This window comes from Amycolatopsis acidicola (assembly GCF_007713735.2).
GTDB lineage: Bacteria > Actinomycetota > Actinomycetes > Mycobacteriales > Pseudonocardiaceae > Amycolatopsis_E > Amycolatopsis_E acidicola.
Window position 1 is genome coordinate 21691 of sequence record NZ_VMNW02000016.1, and the last position, 17259, is coordinate 38949.

The 17259-nt window shown below is 66.5% G+C and carries 8 protein-coding genes and 1 tRNA gene; 6 read left to right on the forward strand and 3 right to left on the reverse strand.

The annotated features are described in order from the left end of the window. Positions 1 to 26 precede the first annotated feature (26 nt). Positions 27 to 1679: a homocysteine S-methyltransferase family protein gene (locus FPZ12_RS13760; RefSeq protein WP_243769828.1), complete on the reverse strand. Its 1653-nt coding sequence runs from the start codon at positions 1677 to 1679 to the stop codon at positions 27 to 29. Between the two features lie 313 nt (positions 1680 to 1992). On the opposite strand from FPZ12_RS13760, the gene FPZ12_RS13765 reads away from it, so the two are divergent. Further along, positions 1993 to 2066, forward strand: a tRNA-Ile gene (locus tag FPZ12_RS13765). Positions 2067 to 2328: 262 nt separating this feature from the next. After that, the gene (locus tag FPZ12_RS13770; protein WP_208025844.1) at positions 2329 to 4233 is read left to right on the forward strand and encodes a DNA/RNA helicase domain-containing protein; all 1905 of its coding nucleotides are present in this window, start codon (positions 2329 to 2331) and stop codon (positions 4231 to 4233) included. Here the strand turns inward: FPZ12_RS13770 and FPZ12_RS13775 are convergent, their stop codons facing one another. After that, on the reverse strand, positions 4234 to 7383 hold the full coding sequence (locus tag FPZ12_RS13775; RefSeq protein ID WP_166462726.1) for a DEAD/DEAH box helicase: 3150 nt from the start codon (positions 7381 to 7383) through the stop codon (positions 4234 to 4236). Between the two features lie 310 nt (positions 7384 to 7693). Between FPZ12_RS13775 and FPZ12_RS13780 the strand changes: the two genes are divergently transcribed. The 4 genes from FPZ12_RS13780 to FPZ12_RS13795 are packed head-to-tail and all read left to right on the forward strand — an operon-like array spanning position 7694 to position 15985. After that, the gene (locus FPZ12_RS13780; RefSeq protein ID WP_166462727.1) at positions 7694 to 9136 is read left to right on the forward strand and encodes a PD-(D/E)XK nuclease family protein; all 1443 of its coding nucleotides are present in this window, start codon (positions 7694 to 7696) and stop codon (positions 9134 to 9136) included. Further along, positions 9133 to 10290 carry a restriction endonuclease-related protein gene (locus FPZ12_RS13785; RefSeq protein ID WP_144746064.1) on the forward strand — a complete coding sequence of 386 codons (1158 nt, stop codon included), beginning with the start codon at positions 9133 to 9135 and terminating at the stop codon, positions 10288 to 10290. Before FPZ12_RS13780 ends, FPZ12_RS13785 begins: the two co-directional genes overlap by 4 nt. After that, positions 10287 to 13517, forward strand: a complete 3231-nt coding sequence (locus FPZ12_RS13790) for a hypothetical protein (protein ID WP_208025845.1) — start codon at positions 10287 to 10289, stop codon at positions 13515 to 13517. The genes FPZ12_RS13785 and FPZ12_RS13790 overlap by 4 nt, the downstream gene beginning before the upstream one ends. A gap of 2 nt (positions 13518 to 13519) precedes the next feature. Further along, the gene (locus FPZ12_RS13795) at positions 13520 to 15985 is read left to right on the forward strand and encodes an RNaseH domain-containing protein (RefSeq protein WP_144746063.1); all 2466 of its coding nucleotides are present in this window, start codon (positions 13520 to 13522) and stop codon (positions 15983 to 15985) included. Here FPZ12_RS13795 and FPZ12_RS13800 read toward each other — a convergent pair. Further along, on the reverse strand, positions 15979 to 17181 hold the full coding sequence (locus tag FPZ12_RS13800; protein ID WP_144746062.1) for an SEFIR domain-containing protein: 1203 nt from the start codon (positions 17179 to 17181) through the stop codon (positions 15979 to 15981). The two genes, FPZ12_RS13795 and FPZ12_RS13800, sit on opposite strands and share 7 nt — an antisense overlap. Between the last annotated feature and the right edge of the window lie 78 nt (positions 17182 to 17259).

The window sequence follows — 17259 nt, forward strand, 5'->3', positions numbered from 1 at the left end:
CAATGAGGTGTGCCGCGAATGACTCTTCAGCCCAGGAGTTTCGTGATCTCCGAGCTGTCGCGGATGTGCAGGACCACGCCGTCGGCGAGCTTGCGGGCGGCGGCGAGCAATTCGCCCGCCACCTCGTAGCCGGTCCGCTCGCCGGCCTGGAGCGCTTCGAGGGTGTCCGGCGGCACCCGCACGTCGGGGACCTCATGGGCGAGGTACTCGGCCTCGGCGTAGCCGCTGAGGGGGTGCACGGACATCAGGATCGGGATGTCCTCTTCGGACAGTTCGGTGAGCATCCAGGCGAACGATTCGAGGTCGTAAACCGGGGTGGTGACGAGAAACTGGGCCCCGGCGGCGATTTTCGCCTTGGTCCGGACGAGCTCGGCGTCCAGGTCAGCGGCGCCGGGGTTGAAGCGCGCGCCGATGTGGAAGGCCGTGCGCGTGACGAGCGTGTGCCCGGTGCGGTCACGGCCGGCGTTGAACGCGGCGAGCAGCTCGATGAGGCCGATCGAATCGACCTCCAGGATCCCGTCGGCGTCGGGGTAGTCGCCGAGCGGCGGCGGTGAACCGGTCTCGCAGACGACGGTGCGCAGGCCGAACGCGTGGGCGCCGTGGAGTTCGTCCTGCAGCGTCGTGATCGTCTTGTCCCAGGCCGTCATGGTGGCGATGTCTTTCCCGAAGACGAGGTCGACGCCTTGGTGGTCCCCGGGTCGCGAATACTGAGCCGCGACGACGAATTCCTTGTCCCGCAAGCGTTGCGCGAGCTTGCCCCGGGCGGGTTCGCTGCTGCGCTTGTGCTTGCTCACCTTGCGGCGCTGTTCGGGTGGACGCAGGTCCGCCAGCCGCGCGACCACCTCGCGGATGTGCCCCGGCGTCGTCCCGCAACACCCGCCGACGATCGATGCCCCGCTCTCGGCGTGCGCGCGGGCGTAGCGGGCGAAGTACTCCCCGTCGACGCCGTACTCGAACCGCCGCCCGATGCGCCGCGGGATGCCGGCGTTGGGCTGGGCGCTGACCGGGAGTGTGCCCCGGAGCCGCTTCACGATGCCGAGCATGTGCTGCGGCCCGACCGTGCAGTTGGCCCCGATCGCGGCGACTTCTGTTCGTGCCAATGCCTTTGCCACTTCCTCCGGCGTCTCACCGTCGAGCGTGCGACCCTCGGCCGTGAACGTCGCCTGCGCGATCACCGGCACGTCGGTCTCGACCGCGATCGCGACCGCCTCCAGGAGCTCGCCGAGCCCCCCGAACGTCTCGAGGACCAGCAGGTCGACCCCGCCGTCGATGAGGGCCGTGACCTGCTCACGGATTACGTCGATGCGCTCGTCGGGGCTGTACGCGGCACCCTGGCCGGCCTTGGCCGCCGGTGAAACCGAGCCGCCCACGAACACCGTCCGCCGTGCCCCGCGCCGCGCCTGCCGCGCCAGCCGCACGCCCGCCATGTTCACGTCGCGCACCGTCGCGGACCCGCCCAACTCCGCCAGCCGCAACCGGTTCGCCCCGAAGGTGTTCGTGAGGAGAAGATCGGCGCCGGCCGCCACGTAACTCTCGTGGACCGTGCTGACCAGCTCGGAGTTGCTCAAGTTGAGCTCCGGTAACGCCCTGTCCAGCGAGTTCCCCGCCGCGTGCAGCATCGTGCCCATCGCGCCGTCGCACACCAGAACCCGTTCGCTGAGGTGCTCGGTGAAGTCCACAGACCCTCCATCCCGCCACGTCCCCGGCCTGGATCTACCACCCTGTCTCGCGTCGGCGCCCAGTTCAATGGTGATCGGTTGCTCTATTCGGCGGATGCACGTGCAGGTGGGCGTGCTGATCGCGGCGCACTGGCGTCGCGGGGCCTGGATGGCCGGGGTTCTGGCGCCTGGGGGGTCCGGCTCCTGCCGCAGCTGTGCCGGGATGCGCGACTTCGGAGCCGGGGTTGCCCCGGTTCGGCGGGGGTCGCCTGCTATCTTGACCTGCGACCTTGGGTCTCGGCCCGGGGTCAGGGCGCTCCCGCCGGGCGCCCGGGGGCCGGTAGCTCAGTTGGTTAGAGCAGGGGACTCATAATCCCTTGGCCGCGGGTTCGAGCCCCGCCCGGCCCACAGGGTTTGACCTGCATGTTCATGAGGGTTTCGGTGGTCAATTCCCGGATCCTCCATCTTCGGCGCCGTCCTGCCAACGCGAAACGTGATGGAGCCGGTCCTGCTCCCCGGCACTCCCGGAAGACCGCTACCGGCCGCGATACCGCGCATGATTTGCGTGATCACCGGCGCTACCATGATCACGGAAACATGAGAACTAATCGGAATACAGGCCGACGCACGGAACTGGTTCAGTATGGCAGCGAGCAGTGGATGGAAGCCCTTGGAGGCGTACTGGCCCGCCGGGGACTTTCTGCGGGACAGCGAACGATTGATTCCCGAGATCGAGCAAAGCTACGTGGATGCGCACCCGGGCAACAGCAAGCCCTCCCCGGGAGATGTGACATCCTGGCGCCAGAGTGTCTACTGGCTCGCGTCCCTGCTGGATCGCCTTGACCTCGATCAGGTCTGGATGTTCGTCGAGTACCGGGTCGATCCCGCCATGGACCCCATCGACGTGGTCCTCGCCGGCCGGCACCCCGAGGGCGGCCTCAGCTTCGGGGTGATCGAACTGAAGCAATGGAGCCACATCGATCACCCTCAACCGGATATCGTCGCCGGCTTGTGCGCGGCCTGCCGTAGAGCAGGGCCGGGAACACTGTGCCAGTCATGCTCCGTCGGCAAGGTCTTCGTGCCCGCGTACCGGAAGCACAAGAAACACCCGGCGGTCCAGGTGCACGACAATATGACGGCACTCAAAACCCACCACAACATGTTCGACGATCGCTACGTAACCCTTGTCGGCGCGACTTACCTGCACAATCTCAAAGACCCCGAGAGCCAATGGATCAGGAACGTTTCCCCGCATCCCGGAATCGACACGTTCACCGCCCGCTCCCCCGCTGGGCTCGAAACTTTCCTCAAGGAGAACTTCACCAAAGAATCGGGTGCCGACGCGGCCGAGGCGCTGCTCTCTCGTCGTCGTTCCACCGCACTGCTCGAACCGGAGATCGGATCGATCCTCAACGGGTACACGCAGTTCAGTCTTGTGGAGAACCAGCTGACCGCCGTGAACAGCGTGTTGGAGAGAGTGCGCAACCCGCGCACGCCGGGCGCCAAAAAGGTCTTCGTAATCAGCGGCCGGGCCGGTAGCGGCAAATCGCTTGTCGGCCTCACTTTGCTCGGCGAAGCGCTCAATGCCGGTTACGACGCCTCTTACGTTTCCGGAGGCGTCGCTTCGCGTGAAACGTTCAAACGCGCATCCAATGGCCGGGGCAAGGCATTTGCCACACTGAACAGCATCGCCGACCATCGGACGGCAGACGAGTTGGACCTCATTCTTTGCGACGAGGCGCACAGAATGACGGAACGTCCGATGAGAGGGTCCTACTCGATGCGACCCGGTGAATCGTCAGTGTCGGTCGTCGTCGACCGGGCCAAGGTGCCGGTTTTCTTCATCGACGGCGACCAGCGTCTCTTCGCCGACGAGGTGTGGTCTCCCGAAGAACTGACCCGCGAGATTCAGCGCCTGGGCGCGGAGGTTGTGCCGATCAGGTTGGAACGCGTGTTGCGCGCGGTCGGCAGCTCGACCTACGACACCTGGGTCAGGCACCTGCTCGCCGGCGATCAGCTTCCCTGGAAGGCGGCGGGACACCACGATCCGGAGCCGTTCGAACTGTACTATGCCGACAGCGCCGCTGTTATGGAGAGTTTCCTGCGCGGCAAGGAAGACGCTGGGGAACGCGCTCGGATGAGCGCCGGAATCTGCTGGAAATGGGAGGACCAGACCGGCACCGAACCGGAAGTCACCCCGGAACCGGGCTGGGCGCGCCCGTGGAACGCCGGCGACTACCACCACACGCCCGGGGCGCCGAAACGGAAGTACTGGGCGACCGAATCCGGCGGCTTCGGACAGATCGGCTGTGTCCACACGGCGCAGGGTCTCGAATACGAATGGGGCGGTGTCATCCTCGGCCCGGACCTGACCTGGAACGGCGCCGGTTGGGCAGTGCATCGCGAACATGTGCTGAACAAGGCCAACAAGATTCGCTCGGACGACGAACTCGCGCGGGCGATCCGAAACGCCTACGGCGTGCTCCTGTCCCGGTCGATCCGTGGCACGGTCTTGTACTCGGTCGATCCGGCGACCAGGACGCTTTTCTCCGAGCTGGACGTCCCGAGGTTGTGATCACGCGGGCTGATCATCATAGGGAGACAGGATATCCTCCAGCGACGGCTCGCCGGCTTCCTCCTTCGCGACTTGCGCGGCGGCCACCACCGATCGCCACATTTCCGCATCACCGTTCAAACATTCCACTCCACGCTGGTCCTCCGCGGAAAGAATCGCCGCATAGTCGTCGAGTCCCCCCTTCAGCAACCCGATGAACACATCCCTGGGCACTTCGATCCCCGCGTGCCGGGCGATCGACACATGGCCCGCCACGATCCCCAATTCCAGCCGGGCTGGAAGCAGGTCGGGGAGCTCGCCGAGACGTGCGCCGGGAACAACGCAACCCGCTATGTCGATGACCGCCCCGATCACGCCTGCCGCGCGTTGCATCGCCTGCTCGACCGGCCCCGGATTGGTGCGCCGCGCCCTCAAGAAAGTCGTCCCGAGCAATCGTTCGATCCTTTCCAGGCTGCTGCCACGGACCCACGCTGTACTGGCGATCGCGCGCCGGCCGGCCGATACGCCCTGTTCTCCACCCGAAGTGAACAGGCGGCTGACCACCTCCGCGGCTGCCCCTGACTTGCGCAGCCACGAGCCCAGCACGGCATCGGCGCTCTCTCGCCTCGGCAGCTCCCCCGCGAATCTGACGTCGCGAACCTCCTCGGCGAGCTGGGCCGCGCATAGCAAAGTTCCGACGGTAATCGCATCACCTGAGATCGCCCGGAGCGCCTCGGCGACCGTCGCGGCCGAAGACACGCTGATGCCAGAGCGGGCGACGATCTCACCAAGGGGGGCCAAGGCGACCCCGTTCGGGGTTTCGCGCACGAACCGGTGTTCGACCAGGTACTTGACCGCGTTCCGAATGCGGTCGCCGGGGAATGGTGCGGGCTTTCCCGCATTGTGTGCCTGATAGGCGGCCAGAGTCCGGTCGAGGAATGCCAGTATTTCGGCGTCGGTACCCCAGCCGCGGTCGGCCGACAAGGTCGACAGCACACGAACGACGAGGGTGCCGGTGTCAATCGTCGGCTCGATGAGCGCAGACCGGCCCGGCGCCGGACGAGCGGTCACGTACCGTCGCCGCTTCTCCTCGGCGTCGGCCCCGCCCTCGGTGAGGATGATCGAGCGTCCTTCGGTGATGCCGTGCCCCGGGCGACCGGCGCGGCCCGCCATGTTCTTGTACTCGGCCACCGTGTATTCGGTGTCGTCCGGATGCCGCAGCTCACAGAGGAGGACCACATCGGCGGGGAGATTCACGCCCTGCGCAAGGGTCGTGGTCGCCACGACGACCCGGATCGCGCTGTCACGGCACCGAAAAGATCTCACGACAACCCGCTGCTGCGCGTCGGACAGGTCGGCGGTGTGGAATCCGACCCCACCTCTCAGGCAGGTCATCAGATGATCGCTCACACTGCCGGCATCGTTCCGCGGTAACGCGGCAATCTCAGCATCGGCGGCCCGTAAGCTCAAGACACGGGCAAGACGTTCGGCAGTGGTCCGCGCCGCGTCTCGCGTACCTCGGAAAACGATCACTTGCCGCCCCGCCGCTACCACCTCCTCCACGACCGTGACGAGCGCGTCCTCGCGGGAGTCGGCTTGCCGCAACGAAACCCAACCTGGTTCGTCGACGTCCACCTGGCCGTCCGCGCCGCTTCGGCGACCGACGAACCGTCCGTCGAGCCCGAGGGTGCCCTCGACCAGTGGCACCTCGCGGAAATCGCTGACCACAGGAACAGCCCCCAGCCATTTCGCAAGGCTCACAGGATCGCCCAACACCGCCGACAGCCCTATCAGCTGCGGCTCGCGACCGCGGGACACCCGTGTGAACAACGTTTCCAGCGCGGGCCCGCGCTGCGGATCGAAGATCGAGTGGATCTCGTCCACCACCAGAACGCCGGTCCGGTGGAGCAGCCCAGGATCCGCCAGCACCAGACCGGTGAACTTTTCATACGTAAGCACGGCGAAGTCGTACTGGCCACGCCGAAGATCCGGGAGATGGTCCCGCAGCTCGCCGGTCGCCCGGATGACCTTGATCCCGAGCGGTGCGTACCGGTCCCGGAACCGCTCGTACTGCTCGTTCACCAGTGCCCGGCTCGGCAGCAAGAACACTGTCCGCTTCCCGGCGTATTTGGCATGGACCGCGGCCAGCTCACCGACCAGCGTCTTACCGCTTCCGGTCGGGGCGCTGACCACCACGGACCCGCCCCGGAGCACCCCTGCGACGTTGATCGCCGCGAGCTGAACGTCGTTGAGCTGCTTGATCTCGCGCCGCCAAAGCTCGATGAACGGCTCAGGAACTTCATGCGCGGCCAGCGATGACAGTGCGGGTGTCGCCTGGGGCGGAACTGTGCCGCCGAGCCGGGCGTAATGCGGGCCCGGGGTGAACACCGGCAGGCGCGCATCGCCGAGCGCACCTTCGAAACCCGCGTTCTGCCTGTTTCCGGTCAAGCCGTGCCGGTGCCATCCCACTGAGGTGAGCACACTGTGGACGAGCTTGAGAACCGACACCCCCTCGCCGTCGGCCATCTCACCCCGGCCGAGGAGCCCGTCGATGAGGTAGTGGGTGAGCAGACCGTGGCCGAATTCAGCTTTCTCGTACGCGCGTTCGTCGGCCGCGCAGGCGGCGAGAACCACCTTGCCTTTCCCCCGGACACGGTCCAGCGGTTCTGTTCGCCACGCATCCCGCGCGACATACTCGTCCATCGGCTGCGCCAGTGATTTCGCCTGATACGTCACCTCTGCCCGACGCAGCGTCTCGGTCAGGGCGTCGCCGGAGAAGCAGCAGTCGAGCACGACGATCAAGAGCCGTGCCGGAATTCGCTCGACGAGCCCGACGAAGTCCGTGAGGGGCAAGGCAGTCTCGGCCAGCCGATCACTGACCGCGTCATAGGTGGCCAATTCCCGAGTTGGGGTCCCATGTCCGGAAAACGTCACCATGACGACGTCCGATTCAGTCGAGCGCCGATGGAGCTGTCCTATTTCTGTCCTGATTCTGGCCTTGGTGGCATCGGTGTCCGCCACTAATGTGGCGCTACCGGCGGGGAAGGTGTCCCGGAACAGCGCGTCCAGCACTTCGGCATCTCGCCGGGCAAAACGCAGGTCACCGAAAGCGGGGTCCCGGTAGTGATCGAGGCCGATGAAGAGGCCGTGGAAAGTGGTTGCCTCGGTCATCCGGGGTTTCCTCCTATTCGGGAGCGCTTCCGAAACGACATCATTGCCAGCGAACGGGCGGGAGTAGACGATAGCGTTCACGACCGCGGGGAATTGGGCAGGCGGCTCGTCGCAAGGGGGAGGATCAGAAATGACCGGTTCGACAGAGCCCGGTGGCCAGGCCACGCACGCCGGCATTGTCCGGATTCAGTCATGGCAAGTACGCGGAATGCGGCAGCGGTGCCCGGCCAGATTCGCGGTTGACGTCCGTCCCGCGGTTGCCCACGCCAAAGCCGGCGCTGACGTGGGCCGGACGAGGAGCGCGTCAGCGTTGTCCGCGCTGCATGCCGTGCTCGACCTCATCGAGTTCGACCAGCTCTCCGGGGACGCCGCGATCCGGCGGTGGACGGAGAAGTCCGATCCCGATCCCACCTTGGCACGCTGGGCGGCACAAGCCGTCCGAGCGATACAGGAAGCCGAGCCGAAGATCGCGGCGACGAGGCCTGACACACCCGTTCTGGAGCCGGTATCCCGTAGCTGGGGACGGCAGCGGCTCAACGCCGAGGACGTGTACGAGGAGGCAGTCGTCGGCCGGCGGTACGAAGCAGACGGAATCCGGGAGCTTCGGCTCCTGTCCACGAACTCTGTGGCCGGTGCCGCACGGGAGCGGACCGACGACGCGGAAATCGCATTCTTGGTAGGCGTGACGGCCGGTGCCCGACCGATCCTCGGTGGACGGTGGGATCATCAGCGCCGGTTCAGCCTTGGCCGGTTCACCGCGCCGGAACGCATCCGGGTGGTGGAGGTCGGTTGCGCCGACGGCTCGATCGACGTCAGATTCGACGGAAGTCCTGCGGAGGCGCTCCGCCTCTACGAGGACGAGGCAGCCGGGCCGCTGGCCGAATTACTGGCCGACGACTCCTACCGGCCCGGCTACGACTGCGCCAAATGCTTACTCGTCGAGAGCTGCCCCGGAGTGCCTTCGGTCCCCGGCCTGCTCGGCGTCACCGGGGACACCCGGCGTACCTGGTCGGTCACTTCCGGGCGTGAGCACCAAAAATGCCCTGACCGGTATCGGTTCGGCGAGATGTTCCTGCCCCGTGAGAGGGCAGCGGAGGACAGCGATGGCACGCGGCGCGGGCGCGCTGTCCACTCTTGGATAGCCCAGCGACACGACCGGCGGCCGATCCAGGCCTGCCGCGCCTCAGATGTGCCTGCCTCCTCCGAGACATGGTCTGCCGGGTGGGCCGGCCGCGACGGGATTGAAGCCAGGCTCGGCGTCCAAATGATCGGCGACCACGCACTGGTCTGTCCTCTGGCGGGACTCGCCGGGGACACGGTGCGCACCGAGCATCTCGTCGTGGCCTTCGATCCGGTCGCGAACGCCGTGATCGTGGCCAAAACCGACCTGCTGTACCGGGATGACCACGGCTGGGTCCTCCGCGAAATCAAGACGGCCCGTTCGCCGGAGACCGGCGACCTGCTCACGAAGTACCCGCAGCTCGCACTGGCGGTGCTTCTATCAGAGGCCGGTGTTCTCGCGGAAGAAGGTGCTCCACTGCGTGTCGAATTGGAGGAGCTGACCGGCAGCGGCCCGGTGCTGGCGACGCTCGACGTGAGCAGTGACGCTGTGCTCGCGGCCGCCCGGAGAGCGGTGAACCGCTTGGCGGGACCGATGTTCACCATGGAGACTTCCGGCCCTAACCCGGGTAAGGCTTGTGCAGACTGTGGTTTCGTCCGCTGGTGCCCCGCGGCGCGAAAGACGGCGGCATGACCGACCCGCGCGAGGCACAGGCTTTCCAGCCGATCCCGCAGTGGCGCCGCGTCGTCGCGGCCGCGCTGCGCGCCGCCTATGCCTGGTCCGAACGCCGGACCCAGCCTACCGCGATGCGGGAGGTGTCCCGGATGACAGGTGTCGTCATGGCGGCGCACGGGCCCGGTGTCGGGCCCGTGACCCCTCGAGAATTCGCGACTGCGCTGCACCGGCCCCTGGGAGAGCTGCGCGCGCTCGCGGATTGCCCCGAAACCGAAGCGGCAGCGGTCGTCTTGCTCGAGGCAGGTCAGCTGACCGCCGAGGCTTTCGATCTGGCGTCCGAGTACGCGGCTCCCCTCGGTACAGCGATCGACCGAGCAACGTGGATGCCGACGTGGACACGGATGCACGCCGAGCAGATCCGGCACGAGACCTACGCCGCGATGGTCGCGTCCGGCCGGCAGGACGACTACGTACGCTCGCGGCGGTTCCTCATCGAACACCCGGCCGGCAGCTCCGCCGAGCTGGCCGATCAACGCAGCAAGGCCGGGGTGCAGCTACCGCCCAACGGGTACGGGCCCATCCCCGCCGGGCAGCTCTACCACTCGCGTAGTGGGTCGGCTTGGTGGTTCCCTTGTCCGTCGTGTCGCTGGCCGATGGCCGTAACGGGAGAACTGACCCGATGTCGCTACCGGCCGCACTCGGCGTCGTACCGGATTCGGCCCGGCGCCACACCCGAGCGGCGACCGGTGCTCGAACGGGCCGATCCCGGGCCATCGGCACGCGCTCCGAAGGCCAAGGCCGCCGCGGGGGCGGTCTGTGTGGACACCGGCGTCTGGCGATTCGTCGTCGTTCCCGGTGTCTCCGAACTGCGTCTGTTCCACGCGCTCGACAAACCCGGCGTGGACGTGGAGCTGTGGCCGGACTTCGACCGGTACGACCTCCGGGTGGAGATCGGCTCCACCGTCCACCAGGCCGACCTCAAGGAATACCAGTCGGTCGGACGACTCATAGCCGACCTCACCGCGCAACGTCCGGCCGCGGACATCGTGCTGCCCGCTACTCACGAACATCAGCTGGAGGTCCTCCGGCAGGCCCTTCCAGCAACGGTCCACATCACTACCGAAAAACGATTCCGCGACCGGATCCTCAGACAGCTCAGGAGAAACACGTGACGGAGCGGGCGAACTCGGCCAATGTCAGGCGGGTCGGGCCGCGAGTGCTCAAAACCGCGATCGGGCTGGCCGCGGAGCTGTTCCCTCTCGACACGGGCGACGGCACACCCGCCACCTCCCGGGCGCACGTGCTGTACTTGCTCGACGGGCACATCACCGCGTGGTCCGGGTGGTCCGGCAGAGTGCCCGAAGCCGACCGCATACGCGTCACGCGGCTACTGAAGCGGCGCACGAACGACTTCGCCAACGAGCAGACGACAGGCCAGTTACTGGACCGCCTTCTCACCGGCGACGAACTCGACGGATGCTTGCCCGGTCCGGACTACGAACCGGGCAGCGGGGGAACGATCGTGGTCGATGCCGGAATGCCGTTGACGGACTTCGTCGACGGTGTCCTGCGGGAACTCGACGACCTGTTCACGGCCCGCAACCGCGCGTTGTCTCCTGCGGGCCCAGGCCATTACACGACGACAGTGCGCGTACCGCGCGATGGCGCGGACAGTTACTACACCAGCTTCCGCTTCGAGATCGGGGCACAGCACCGTGACCCCGGGCTACCCCCACCGGCCGTAACAACGTCGCGACCGCTCGACCGGCTCGATGTTCCGTTCTCCGAGCTCAAGGCGGTGGCCGTTGAGCTGGACGGGCATCCGGCCGTGCCCGGCAACCACCGCACCGAAGTGGTGGAGCGGTTCGAAACATCGATCCGCTCCACCAAGGATCCTGTCACCGCACTGGATCTGACGGCCGGGTCGCTGAACGAGCTGCTCGCCTACACCGGGTTCGGAAAATCGGTGGTGCTCATCGAAGTATTCGCCTGCTGGGCTGTGACCAACGACCACGTTGCCGCCTTCGTCCTGCCCACCAACGCGGACGTGGTGAAGACTGCTCGTCAGATCGAGATCTCGCTCGCGGGACTGGGCAAGAGCGGTGACGTGGTCGCGCTCACCTCACCCCGTTCGCGTATCGACGTCGCGGAAGCGGTGACCGGCCGCGCCGCGCCCAGCGGCCCGGAACAGGACTGGGTTTGGGACCGCTTCGGCTACGGCTGCGCCATGGCGGCGGTGGCCGCCGACGAAGATGCTGTGGACACGTGGATTCCCGGCCGGGAGCCGTGCGCCACGCTGCGCCAGCCGCGCCCGGACGGAGGTACCAGGACCGTCGCCTGCCCATGGCGAACCACCTGCGGGCGGTTCAGCGCATCCCGCGGGGCCTGCACGGCGAACATCATCGTGACGTCCCACGTCAACCTGCTGCTTGGCGTTCTCCAGACTCCGGTGGATGACGGTTACGGCGTCAACGACCGCCTCAGCGTGGAAGAACTCGTGCTTCGCCGGTGTCAGATCGTCGTCATCGACGAAGTGGACGAGTTCCAGCAGCAAGCCATCGAGCTGGCCGGCCGCGGACTGGTCCTCGACAAGGCCCGGCGAACGAACACCCCGCTGCGCAAGCTCGACGCGGATTTCGCGGGCGCGCTGGGCGCGCTGCACGACGACGTCGACGCGAACGTGCGCGACGCCTACTTCAGCCTGCGCTATCTGTCGGAGAATTATGTCAGCCACCTGACTTATCACCGTCTCGGGCCTGCACGGCACAGAAGCGGGCGCCGGCAGCCAGGACCGGGACGGGCCTGGATCGTGCCCCGGCGCCGCGACAACTGGCTCGCCGCCAAATTGTTCAAGATGGAGCTCGATCAGGTCACCGGGGCCGAGCTGAAGTCGTTCGAATCGCTGTTCCCCGGTGAACCCGAGCCTGATCCGGACGCGCCGGAAGGCTTTGCCGAGGCCAGGCGACAGCTTGAAGCGATCGTCGGCAGCGGCGTGGCCGGCGCGGCCATCACGGCCGCGAGAGAAGCCGTGAGCGGGCTGGTGGAACACCTTTCCGTCGATGACCGGCGCGAGTTCGCCGACTGGGTGCTCCGGCGCGCGATGCTCGAGCGGATCCGCGGATTCCTCCACCGGCTGATGGCGAACAACTCTCAGCTCGTCGACGCCGGAGTCGAATCGGCACAGGAGGTCGCCGACGCACTCGGCACCTACGGCCGCTGGCGCGCGACGCCGACGGGGCCGCTCGGCCGTCTTGTCTTTGCCTTCAACGAATACTTCGACGACACCGGCACCGAACCGGCCTCACTGTCGACCGCCGCGTTCGGCGGGGACCCGCATTCCTACACCGTGACGCTTGGCGATGTCACAGCATTGGCGCACGCGGGCACCCGCCGCATCGTGCTGGGCCTTTCGGCGACCTCGTACTTCCCTGGCGCGCCACACCATCACCTGCACACCACTCCGAAATGGTGGGTGCCGGACGCGTCACCGGGAAAGCTGCGCATCGAGACGGCAACCGTGCTGGGCCGCGGAGACGTGCCCGAGCGGATCTCGGGTCTCGACGGCCCGGCCAGATCGGCCGCCGTGCGCCGGATCGCCGCCGGGCTCTGGAACACCCACCTGGCAGCCGAGTTCCGCCGGCTCGCTCAGGAAGATTCGAAACGTCAACGAGTCCTGCTGGCCACGACTTCCTACGCTGCTGCGCGTGAAGTGGCCGAGGGGCTGGCCGAAGCGGGCGTCAACCCGCCGAGAATCTGCCTCGCCGTGCCACCTCGAAGCGACGCACACGAAGGCAGACTCTGGCGAGAACTGCAGAGCGACCGCTTGGAGGAGTTCCCGTCACTGCCAGGTGCGGACATCCTGATCGCGCCGCTCGCGCGGGTGCAACGCGGGGTCAACATCCTCGGAAAGGATTCGCGATCGGCGCTCGGCTCGGTATGGCTGATCGTGCGCCCCGTTCCGGTCATCGACGAGCCAGCGGAACTGGTCGCGCACATCCAGTCCGCAGCGCTCGCCGAACATCCAGGCCCCGCGACTGATCCACTGTCCCTGCTGGCCGCGCGGCGCCGGGAAGCAGGTCAGTTCCTCGACTCCATCTTCCGTTGTCCGCCGTACTTCCAGGCACAGCCCGAGCGAGTCAAGCTCGGGGTGGCCGCAGAGATCATGATCGGGGCGATCCAGCTCATCGGCCGGGCTCGTCGTGGGGGCACGCCCGCCGTGCTGCACCTCGTGGATGGGGCGTTCCACACCGCGGACCGCGGCACTGACCTGGCATCGCTCATCAACCGCCTTCGCGGCCGATGGCGGCCCGATCAGCTCGACGCGATGACCGAGTACTACGGCGACATGCTGCAGGCGTTTCTCGACTACGCGGCCGAAGACGCCGGTGAGAGGGAATGAACATGTTGAGCACACTGGCCTACCGGATTCCGCGTGAACACATCACCGCGTTGCTCGGCACGGTGACGGCCTATCCGCTTTCCGAAGACTTCGTGACAGCGTGGTCGACGCTTCCGGGAGAGCAGCCGAGGTACTCGGCCCTGGCTACCGGCCTGGTCGCGGCGACCGGCAAACCAGTACGTCTGTTCGGCGAAACCACGCTCGGCGGACGCGATACCGAGGAGGGCACCAAGGCGCTGTTGCTGACCACCGACAACGGCCTGGACAACCGGCTCAGGATCGCTGTTCGCGCCTGGGAACGGCATCTGCGAAGCGGCGGTGTTCCCGTACTCCCCGAGCTCATCCCGGAGCCCGAGGCCGCCCGGCCGTTCACCGACTTCTTCGAGTTCCGGCCTGGCCACGCCCCACATGCCCCCGCCTGGGTCTTCCGTGTAGCCGCCTGGCAAATCGCACGCGCTCTGGCAGCACACCCGATCGCGGTGGACACGCGCGAGATCAGGCTGCGAATGGATACGGTAGGCCGGGTTGTCGCCTGGGACAGCCATGATCTCGTCCAGAGCCCGCGAGGCAACGCCTTCTCGCTGGCCAATGTGACCGTACAGCTCGTCACGCGCCCGGGAATCGAGGACCCGGTACTCGCCTTCGACGCGCACCTTTCGAGGCTCGACCCCCAACGACAGTGGTATCGGAACGCCTGGGTGGAGCGCGAAGAAGGCCAGGCGCCGATCCCCTATCTTCCCGTCCCAGCCCGCAAAGTCCGAACGAACGGTGAATACGCCAACCGCTTCGACCCCGCGATCGCGACCATCCTCGCCGACTGCCAACTCGCACCGCTGCAAGTTCCGGAAGACGAAGAGTGGCCCGGAAAGTTTCGGCCGAAGCTCAGATCGACCGGTTTCCACGCACTGGGCAGCGGCCTGGGACCGCGGTTTATGGCCCGTCTGCACGAGCACATCACGGCTTGCCTGCCGCTGCTGGTGCCGTTGACCTACGTTTCGGACACCGCGATCAAGTTGCCGCGCCGGATCACGAAGTACTCACCGGGCGGCTTGCTTCCCCAGACGATCGGCCCCACCGGCCACAAGAAACTGACCATCGCATGTCTTTACCGGACTCCCGAAGCACGGAAACGCATGTTCGACGAACTCGAGAAACTCACGGGCATCCGCCCGGTCGATACCGTGCCCACCGTCGTGCACGAACGACTCACCGTGATCAACAGGTACTGCCCGGCACTGCTCGACCACCAGACCATCAACCGGGCCGCCGAGCTGGACGCGATCGAGCTCCCTGCCGATCCCGAAGTCCTCGTGGGCGCGTGGGTGGAGACCGAATACCACCCTGAGATGGAAAAACCACAGCTGGATGCCAAGCCACACCTGCGGAGACTGCTGGCACACCGGGGAATTCCTGCGCAGTTCCTGGCGACCGAGCCCGCGGCGCTGCCGCCAGGAGCAAAACCGCAGAAGCCCGGATCGAAGGAACATTCAGCGCGTGCGGCCTTGCGCGACCTCCTGCGCGCTTGCGGTGTGCTGGACGAACGGATCCGCGATTCGGTGGCCAAGAAGGATCTCACGACACGACTGAATCGGCGGACGCTTCTGGTGGGGATCAGCGCGAGAGCGCAGCAGACCAGAACCGGACCGAGCTCGTTCGTCCTCGTCATGACGGCCGTCCTGGCCGATCCGGACCACCTCGAGCACTGGCGGGTCCTGGTGTACAGCGAGTTGCGCCATCGGTGGGTGCGAGCAGCCGAAGGTGTCACCGACTTTCACGCGGGGCCGATCGGCTCCCTGCATTTCGGCAGAAGCGGCGAGAAGGCAACGCTGACACGTGCGGAGGTCGAACGCCGCCTTCGCGCACTCGTCACCAGCGATCTGGCGGGGTTTCCGGTCGTGGTGTTCGTCGACGCGCAAGCCACCCGTACCGTGTGGCCCGGGCTGCGGAACCCCCAGATCGGCGAAGGAGAACTCCCCGGAGACACCTTGCGGGCGACAGGTGCCGATGTTGCTGTCGTGCGCACACACGCGGACATGGCAGATCTCGGCAGGCCCGTCGCCCGGCTCGACCGGCGCAATCGCCCTCACGACCCGCGCCAGCCCGCCGCGCCGGGCAAGGGGGTTTACAAGCTGACTGAAGCCAAAATTCCTTCGTGGCTGTTCGGGGGCGCGTCAGTGACGCTGCTCGCCAAGGGTGGGAACGCGGGAGCGAAGTACACTCGCTGGACTCTGCCTGGTAAGGATCGGGCGGAACTGGGTATTCCTTGGCACTCCTACACCGGCCGGGAGATCGTGGTCGTCCGAACCGGACGGTGGCGCTCGGTGGAGCTGGCTGCGATGGCGGCCCGGCTGTGCGAACAACCGATCGCCTGGGACGGCCGAACGCTCACCCCGAGCCCGCTACACCTCGGGATCAGCATGGACAAAGACCATCCGGACTACCGGCTGAAGGGGGAGGACGCCTATTGAAGGGACCAGGTGCGCCGCTCGGTCCCGCGGATCACGGACAGGAGCTCGACAACTCCCGCGGCCGTGTAGTCGAGCACTGGATAGTAATTCTTCGTCTCGGGCGCGAGGAACCACGGAATATCCAATTTGGACTGTTCAGGCAGCACAACGGGGAGGACGTACCGAGCCCACTGGGCATAACGCTGGTACAACGTCCGCAATGCGTCAAACTCGGACCGCAAACCGGCATGTTTGGTGAGATCGGCTTTACCGTCCCCCACCTCTTTGCACATCGGCGATGCCATGACAAGGACGAAATCCCGCTCACGGAGGTTCTCGTAGGCCCAATGTGCCCAATCCTTGCGGAACCCCGGGTCGTATTGATCGAGGTGCACGTCCACACCTTCGTCGAGCAGCACATCCGCGAAGCGCTGCACGTTGGCCTTGTGCTGCGGCGTATCGTGCGCATAACAGATGAACACCGAACGAGCTGTTTCGTCCGTAACGACGCGCATGTCACTGACGACGGGAGTCACGGCAGGCCGCGATTCCGGCGGCCGCAGTGTCACACTGAACTCCGCCGGCTCCTGCGCCGGCAGATATCCGGAATCGTTGTCAGCGCGGAGGTCGTACCGCACGGACACGCGGACCGGTTGCTCTGTCTGACGCTCGGGAACCACGAGCACGAGCCAAGCCGACCGAGATCCCGGCTGCACGCCCTCGGTATGGCCGGACACGTGGCGCCACCGGATCGAGGCTCCGGGAACTCCGTACCGGTACACCGAGTCATCCACGGCCGGCTGGTGTACGTGGTCCTGCCGCGGGGACTCTGCCCGGACCAGCTCGAGGTAGTTCGTGAGGTCGTAGGTCGCCGCTGGCACGGCGGATCGGGCGTTACGGGGTACGGCGTCCACAACAGTCACCGAGTCACTCCCGTGGAATTCCAGCCCCAGCTCGAACCAGCGCATCGGCGACAATTCCGGAACCAGCTGCAAATCGTAGTTCACCTTGACGAGGTAACCAGCCATTCCATCGAACTCGCCCGGCTCCAATGCGACCTTGTGAACCTGCCACGGAAGCAGCCGCACTTCGCCGATACCAGTCCCATCGGGCGCCGTATCGAACCAGCGGCCACTGTCATCGACGATCGCCAACTCGACGACTGCTACAAAACCCGACGACACAGAAACACCCCCAGAATCATCCGTGGCTTCCACGTGCCGAACAGTACCCGGCCGATCAGCTCAACTGCCTTGTCGCCCCCATCCTCTACTCTCGGATACAGCCAACGACCT

Excerpts from the sequence above, each read along its gene's own strand:
- FPZ12_RS13795 (WP_144746063.1), top strand. The coding sequence starts at position 13,520 with ATGTTGAGCACACTGGCCTACCGGATTCCGCGTGAACACATCACCGCG.
- FPZ12_RS13775 (WP_166462726.1), bottom strand. The coding sequence starts at position 7,383 with ATGACCGAGGCAACCACTTTCCACGGCCTCTTCATCGGCCTCGATCAC.
- FPZ12_RS13785 (WP_144746064.1), top strand. The coding sequence starts at position 9,133 with ATGACCGACCCGCGCGAGGCACAGGCTTTCCAGCCGATCCCGCAGTGG.